Raw genomic sequence first — 6,629 nt, forward strand, 5'->3', positions numbered from 1 at the left:
TTGCAAGCCATTCCTGACGGGCCGCGTCGGCCTTGGCCTTGGCTGCGTCGCGCATCGCCAGCTTGCGGGCTTCGAGCGCCTTGGTCCTGGCGGCTTCCTTGTCGGCCGCGATCTTGTCCTCGAGCTTGCTGATCTGGGCGAGATCGGCCGGAGTCGGGTTTTTCTTCTTCTTGAGAAGCTTCAGCTGCGTTGCGTCGCTTTTGACGGCGACATTGATGGCGCCGGTTATCTCGACTGATGGCGATGCGGCCATGTTTGCCGGCGTGCCGGCGAAGGCTGCGGAACTCATGCCGAGCACGGCAAAGAATCCCAAGAAAATGAAGCTGCGAAGCTGCATGGCGAAGATCCGATCGTGTAATGCTTTGTTGCCACGGCGTCGCCCGGCGCCCCCCAAGGACGCCGAAAGTGCCGCGCGCAATGTATAATCGATCAGGCCACGACGCCTCAAGCGCGCCGTCAGGCTACGCCCGGTTGAATCTTCGTGAATGTGCGGCATTTGCCGCGACTGTGATCAAACGACAACAGATCGCGGCCCGATAAGCTTGCCTGGCTATTGGTTCGGAACCTGCGGTGTGACCGGCAAGGTGACGCCGTTGGCTGCCGGCGGGGTGGCCGGATTCGCTGGTGCCGGCGCAGGCGCTGTCGTCGCGGCGCCGTTGCCCGATGAGGGCGGCGTCGCCGATCCGCTGGCGGGTGCCGCCGGCGCCGTCGAGGTCGACGGAGCGGCCGGTGCGGTGGCGCCGGCCGGCGCGTTGCCCGGCAGCTGGTCGAGCACGCCCTTGCCGGCGTTGCTGGACGACGCCGGAGCGCGATCGAGGATGTCGATCGGCTTTTCGCCGTAGCGCGCCACGAGCGACAAGGTGAGAGACGTTGCAAAGAAGGCAGCCGCCAGGATCGCGGTCGCCCGCGTCAACGCATTGGCGGCGCCGCGCGCCGTCATGAAACCGGAACCGCCACCGATACCGAGACCACCGCCTTCGGAGCGCTGCAGCAGCACCACGCCGACGAGCGCGAGCACGACCATAAGGTGAATGACGATCAGTACGGTTTCCATAGTTTATCCTGGCAAGGCCTTGCGCGGCCGCGGATACGACCGGTGATTTGGAGGCGGCTCCTTACAATGCTTTAGCGGCATTTCCAAGCCCGTGGCCGGAATATGGGGAGCAATGCGCCCTTTGCAACGATTTCGGCCGCGCCGGCCGGCTGGCTCCGCGACTAGGAGATATTCAGATAGGCTTCGGCGATGCCGAGGAAATCCGCCGCCTTCAGGCTGGCGCCGCCGACCAGCGCGCCGTCGACATTGGCGACGCCGAGCAACTCGACAGCGTTGGACGGCTTGACCGAGCCGCCGTAGAGGATGCGTATCTTTGCGGCCGCGCCGCCAAGCACCTCCGTCAGCTTTGCGCGGATGTGCGCATGCGCCTCGGCGACGTCATCGGCGGTCGGCGTCAGGCCGGTGCCGATGGCCCAAACCGGTTCGTAGGCAATGACGGTGTTGGCCGCAGTGGCGCTTGTCGGCACCGAACCGGCGACCTGGCGCGACAGCACGTCGAGCGTCGTGCCTGCCTCGCGCTCGGCCCTTGTCTCGCCAATGCAGATGATAGCCACCAGCCCGGCCCGCCATGCCGCGGAGGCCTTGGCGTGGATGGTGGCATCGTCCTCGCTGAGATCGGCGCGGCACTCGGAGTGGCCGACGATGACGTGGCTGGCGCCGGCGTCCTTTAGCATCTCGGCCGAAATCCGTCCGGTGTAGGCACCGCTTTCCTTGGGATGGCAATCCTCGCCACCGGCCCGAACCGGGGTGCGCGAGAGGATTTCGGCGGCGTGCGAAAGCAGGGTCGCTGGCACGCAGACAAGCGCCTCCGTCTCGGCGTCGAGGCCGCTCATGAAGCCGTTGCCGATCATCCTCAGTTCGTTGAGCGAGGCGCTGGTGCCGTTCATTTTCCAGTTGCCGGCAACGAGCGGGCGGATTCCAGGCGTCATGGGCTTTGCTTCTCCAGGCGAGATTTGGCTTGCGCACTCACTATCAAAATCAGGCCACAAAGCAATCGACAGTGGACCGGAAGGGCGCTATTGCGCTTGTTTCAGACTCGGGCGCACGAAAAATGCGCAAAAATCGGAAGTAGGCATGCTTGGTATCTTGAGAAACGCGGCGGGCACCTGGGTCGCGAAGGCGTTGCTGTCTTTGCTGGTGATCAGCTTTGCCGTCTGGGGTATTTCGGGGCGTCTGTCGGGAACTTTGGGCGGCCATCATTCCGTGATCACAGCCGGCGGCACGGCGGTTTCGATCAACGAATACCGCCTCGCCTACGACCGCCAGATCAGCGTCATGTCGCAGCAGTTCGGCCAGCGCATCACGCGCGAGCAGGCGCAGGCCCTCGGCATCGACAACCAGGTGCTGGCGCAGCTCGTTTCGGGCGCGGTGCTCGACGAGCAGGCCCGCAAGCTCGGACTTGGTCTGTCCAAGGACCGGCTCGCCGAACTCACGCGCGAGGATCCGGCCTTCAAGGGGCCAAGCGGCCAGTTCGACCGCAGGACGTTCGAATACCTGCTGCGCCAGATCGGCATGCGGCCCGAGGACTATCTGAAGAATCGCGCCCAGGTTGCGGTGCGCCAGCAGATCGTCGAGGCGGTTTCGGACGGCCTCAAGGCTCCGCAGACCTTCCTCAAGGCGGTCGCGCTCTACCGCGGCGAGGATCGCACCATCGACTATCTGACCTTGCCGAAGACGCTGGTCGAGCCGATCGAGGCGCCGTCTGACAGCGTGCTCCAGACCTATTTCGACGCCAACAAGAAGGCATATGCGGCGCCCGAATACCGCAAGTTCTCCTATGTCAGGCTCGAACCGCAGGACATCATGGACCCGACCGCGGTGACCGATCCGCAGATCAGCGACGACTACAACAAGAACAAGGGGCGCTACACGACGCCCGAGATGCGCACCATCGAGCAGCTGGTGTTTAAGACGCCGGACGCGGCCAAGGCCGCGTTCGATTCGCTGAAAGCGGGCGCGACTTTCGACAAGCTCGTCACCGCCGAGGGCAAAACCCAGGCCGACACGCTGCTTGGCACGCTCGCCAAGGACAAGATCGCCGACAAGGCGGTGGCCGACGCGGCCTTCAAGCTCGCCGCCAACGAGGTCAGCCCCGTCGTCCAGGGCGCCTTCGGCCCGGTGCTCCTGCGCGTCACCGAGATCAAGCCGGAGGTGGTGAAGCCCCTGGCCGAGGTGTCCGACCAGATCCGCAAGGACCTGGCGCTCGGCGAGGCCAGCCGCATCCTGCTCGACGTGCACGACAGCTACGAAGACACGCGCGCTTCCGGCAGTTCGCTTGCCGACGCCGCCGCCAAGCTGAAGCTCAAGGTCGTCACCGTCGACGCGATCGACCGCACCGGCCAGCGGCCAGACGACACCATCGTCAAGGACCTGCCGGAGTCGGCGGATCTCATCAAGGCGGTGTTCGTCGCAGAGCCCGGCACCGAGAATGAGGGCCTGACCACCGCCGACAACGGCTTCGTCTTCTACGAAGTCGGATCGATCACGCCGGCGCGCGACCGCACGCTGGATGAAGTCCGCCAGAAGGTGGTGGCCGACTGGACGGCGGCGGAAACGGAAAAGCGGCTTGCCGCCAAGGCGGACGAGCTCGAGAAGCGGCTCAAGGCCGGGGCCACGCTCGATGTGATCGCTGGCGAACTCAAGCTCGAGAAGCAGACCAAGCGCGGCCTGAAGCGCGAAGCCGATGACGCCGATTTCGGCAAGGAAGGCGCCGCCGAGATGTTCGGTGTCGGCGAAGGCGGCACCGGGCTGATCCCCTCGCCCACCGGCGACGGACAGATCCTCTACAAGGTGGCTGAAGTCTTCGAGCCGGCCGGCGCCGATGCCAGCTCCGTGCCTGACGACGCGCAGAAATCGTTCACTGCCGGCATGTCGGACGACCTGCTCGACCAGTTGGTGGCGCAGTTGCAAACGCAATACGACGTCCGCATCGACCAGACCGCCGTTACCCAGGCGCAGGCCCGATGAGCGCGCTGAAGAGCCATATCGCCAAGGTGGCGGCAGGCACCCCTCTCTCGTTCGAGGAAGCGCGCGAGGCGTTCGAAATCATCATGTCTGGCGACGCGACGCCCGGCCAGATCGGCGGCTTCCTGATGGCGCTGCGCGTGCGCGGCGAGGCGGTGAGTGAGATTTCCGGCGCCGTCGCCACCATGCGCGCCAAGATGCTGCGCGTCGAGGCTCCGCACGGTGCCATCGACATCGTCGGCACCGGCGGCGACAATTCGCACAGCGTCAATATCTCGACGGGTTCCGCCTTCGTCATTGCGGCAAGCGGCGTGCCCGTGGCCAAGCACGGCAATCGCGGCCTGTCCTCGCTGACGGGCGCCGCCGACGTGCTCACCGCGCTCGGCGTCAAGATCGATATCGGACCGGAGACGATTGGCCGCTGCATCCATGAAGCCGGCGTCGGCTTCATGTTCGCGCCGGCGCATCATCCGGCGATGAAGCATGTCGGCCCGATCCGGGGCGAGCTTGGCACGCGCACCATCTTCAACTTGCTCGGACCGTTGTCCAATCCGGCCGGCGTCAGCAGGCAGATGGTCGGCGTGTTCCTGCCGGAATGGATCATGCCGGTTGCCGAGGCGTTGAAGGCGCTGGGCACCGAGCACGCCTGGGTCGTTCACGGCGACGGCTATGACGAGATCACCACCACCGGCGAGACGCAGGTGGCGGAACTTGCCGGCGGCGAGATCCGCACCTTCGCGCTCACCCCCGAGGCGGTCGGCCTGAAGCGCCATACCAAGGACGAGTTGCGCGGCGGCGACGCGGCCTACAATGCCAAGGCGCTGCGCGATATGCTGGGAGGTGCCGCGGGCGCCTATCGCGACACCGTGCTGATGAATGCCGGTGCCGGCCTGGTGGTGGCCGGCAAGGCAACAACGCTGGCCGACGGCATGGCGAGCGCTGCGCAAGCGATCGACAGTGGCCGGGCGCTCCAGGTGCTCGGCCGGCTGGTCGAAATCGAACGGGTAGAGCCTTGTCCGACATCCTGCGCAAGATCGAAGCCTACAAGCGCGAGGAGATCGCGGCGGCGAAGCGGCGCGTGCCGCTGGCCGAGATCAAGGCGCGGGCAGATGGCGCCGAGGCGCCGCGCGGTTTTCTTGCCGCGCTCGAAGCCAGGCGCGCGGCCGGCAGCTTCGGGCTGATCGCCGAGATCAAGAAGGCGAGCCCGTCCAAGGGGCTGATCCGCGCCGATTTTGATCCGCCGGCGCTGGCCAGGGCCTACGCGAAAGGTGGCGCCGCCTGTCTGTCGGTGCTGACCGACGAGCCGTCCTTCCAGGGTGCGCCGGAATTCCTCGCCGCCGCCCGCGCCGCCGTTGTCCTGCCCGCGCTTCGCAAGGATTTCCTGTTCGACGCCTATCAGGTGTTCGAGGCCCGCGCCTGGGGTGCCGACGCCATCCTAATCATCATGGCGAGCGTCGACGACGCGATGGCTCGCGAGCTCGAGTCTGCGGCCTTCGAACTCGGCATGGATGCGCTGGTCGAAGTGCATGACGAGGCCGAGATGGAGCGGGCGCTCCGGCTCTCCTCGCGGCTAATCGGCATCAACAACCGCGACCTAAGGACATTCGAGACCAGCCTGGACGTTTCGGAGCGGCTGGCGGCGATGGTGCCGGCCGACCGGCTGCTGGTCAGCGAAAGCGGCATCTTCACGCATCAGGACTGCCGCAGGCTGGAGAAGTGCAAGATCGGCACTTTCCTGGTCGGCGAGAGCCTGATGCGGCAAGCCGATGTGGCCGCCGCAACGCAGCTTCTGCTCACGGGCAGGGCGCCAGCCGAGGCGCTCTGACCATGGCGACCTCCCTCACCCACCTTGGCGCTTCGGGCGAAGCCAACATGGTCGACGTCGGCGACAAGGCCGAGACGGTGCGCACCGCGATCGCCGAGGGTTTTGTCTCGATGCGCGCCGAAACGCTGGAGATGATCCTTGCCGGCGATGCCAAGAAGGGCGACGTGCTTGGCACCGCGCGCATTGCCGGCATCATGGCGGCGAAACGCGCGCATGAACTGATCCCGCTCTGCCATCCGCTGCTCCTGACCAAGGTTTCGGTGGACATCGAGCCGGACACGTCCCTGCCTGGCCTCAAGGTCACGGCGCTCGCCCGCGTCACCGGCAAGACAGGCGTCGAGATGGAGGCGCTGACGGCGGCCTCCGTCGCCTGCCTCACCATTTACGACATGGCCAAGGCCGCCGACCGCGCCATGGTGATCTCCGGCATCAGGCTGGTCGAGAAGACCGGCGGCAAGTCTGGCGATTACAAGGCGGCCGGGCGCGGGGAAGGCGCTTGATGGCGCTGGTTCCTGTCGCCGAGGCGCTCGAGCGCCTGCTGGATGGAGCGGCGCCGCGGGCCAGTGAGAGCGTCGCGCTGATCGACGCCGCCGGCCGGGTGCTGGCCGAGCCCGTGGTGGCATTGCGCACGCAACCGCCCTTCAACGCCTCCGCCATGGACGGCTATGCGACGCGCGCCACCGACGTGGCATCCGTGCCGGCGCGGCTTTCGGTGATCGGCATGGCGCCGGCCGGCCGCGGCTTCGAAGGCAGCGTCGGCCCGTCGCAAGCCGTGCGCATCTTCAC

5 protein-coding genes and 3 pseudogenes are annotated in these 6,629 nt (G+C 66.4%); 5 read left to right on the plus strand and 3 right to left on the minus strand.

What is annotated here, in order from left to right:
• The 3 genes and pseudogenes from EN742_RS13165 to tpiA all read right to left on the minus strand — a co-directional run.
• Positions 1-337: pseudogene (locus EN742_RS13165) on the minus strand (L,D-transpeptidase); the annotation flags it as partial.
• A 213-nt stretch (positions 338-550) separates the two neighbouring features.
• Positions 551-1,054, minus strand: a complete 504-nt coding sequence (gene secG, locus EN742_RS13170; RefSeq protein ID WP_126054484.1) for a preprotein translocase subunit SecG — start codon at positions 1,052-1,054, stop codon at positions 551-553.
• 161 nt (positions 1,055-1,215) lie between these two features.
• A complete protein-coding gene (gene tpiA / locus EN742_RS13175) occupies positions 1,216-1,983 on the minus strand; it encodes a triose-phosphate isomerase (RefSeq protein WP_127405955.1) in 768 nt (255 codons plus the stop codon).
• Positions 1,984-2,128: 145 nt separating this feature from the next.
• Between tpiA and EN742_RS13180 the strand changes: the two genes are divergently transcribed.
• From EN742_RS13180 to EN742_RS39335, 5 genes and pseudogenes are all read left to right on the plus strand, one after another.
• The gene (locus EN742_RS13180; RefSeq protein ID WP_127405956.1) at positions 2,129-4,021 is read left to right on the plus strand and encodes a SurA N-terminal domain-containing protein; all 1,893 of its coding nucleotides are present in this window, start codon (positions 2,129-2,131) and stop codon (positions 4,019-4,021) included.
• Positions 4,018-5,016: pseudogene (gene trpD, locus EN742_RS13185) on the plus strand (anthranilate phosphoribosyltransferase); the annotation flags it as partial. The gene EN742_RS13180 and the pseudogene trpD, both read left to right, overlap by 4 nt.
• Positions 5,017-5,030: 14 nt before the next feature.
• Positions 5,031-5,843 (plus strand): indole-3-glycerol phosphate synthase TrpC, encoded by an 813-nt coding sequence (gene trpC, locus EN742_RS13190; RefSeq protein WP_127407715.1) that lies wholly within the window; start codon positions 5,031-5,033, stop codon positions 5,841-5,843.
• A 2-nt stretch (positions 5,844-5,845) separates the two neighbouring features.
• A complete protein-coding gene (gene moaC / locus EN742_RS13195; RefSeq protein WP_126054480.1) occupies positions 5,846-6,343 on the plus strand; it encodes a cyclic pyranopterin monophosphate synthase MoaC in 498 nt (165 codons plus the stop codon).
• Positions 6,343-6,629, plus strand: a pseudogene (locus EN742_RS39335) (molybdopterin molybdenumtransferase MoeA); the annotation flags it as partial. The gene moaC and the pseudogene EN742_RS39335, both read left to right, overlap by 1 nt.

This window comes from Mesorhizobium sp. M4A.F.Ca.ET.020.02.1.1 (genome assembly GCF_004022645.1).
Classification (GTDB): Bacteria; Pseudomonadota; Alphaproteobacteria; order Rhizobiales; family Rhizobiaceae; genus Mesorhizobium.

Coding starts and splice junctions, on each gene's coding strand:
- EN742_RS13180 (WP_127405956.1), top strand. CDS start 2,129: ATGCTTGGTATCTTGAGAAACGCGGCGGGCACCTGGGTCGCGAAGGCG.
- secG (WP_126054484.1), bottom strand. CDS start 1,054: ATGGAAACCGTACTGATCGTCATTCACCTTATGGTCGTGCTCGCGCTC.
- moaC (WP_126054480.1), top strand. CDS start 5,846: ATGGCGACCTCCCTCACCCACCTTGGCGCTTCGGGCGAAGCCAACATG.
- tpiA (WP_127405955.1), bottom strand. CDS start 1,983: ATGACGCCTGGAATCCGCCCGCTCGTTGCCGGCAACTGGAAAATGAAC.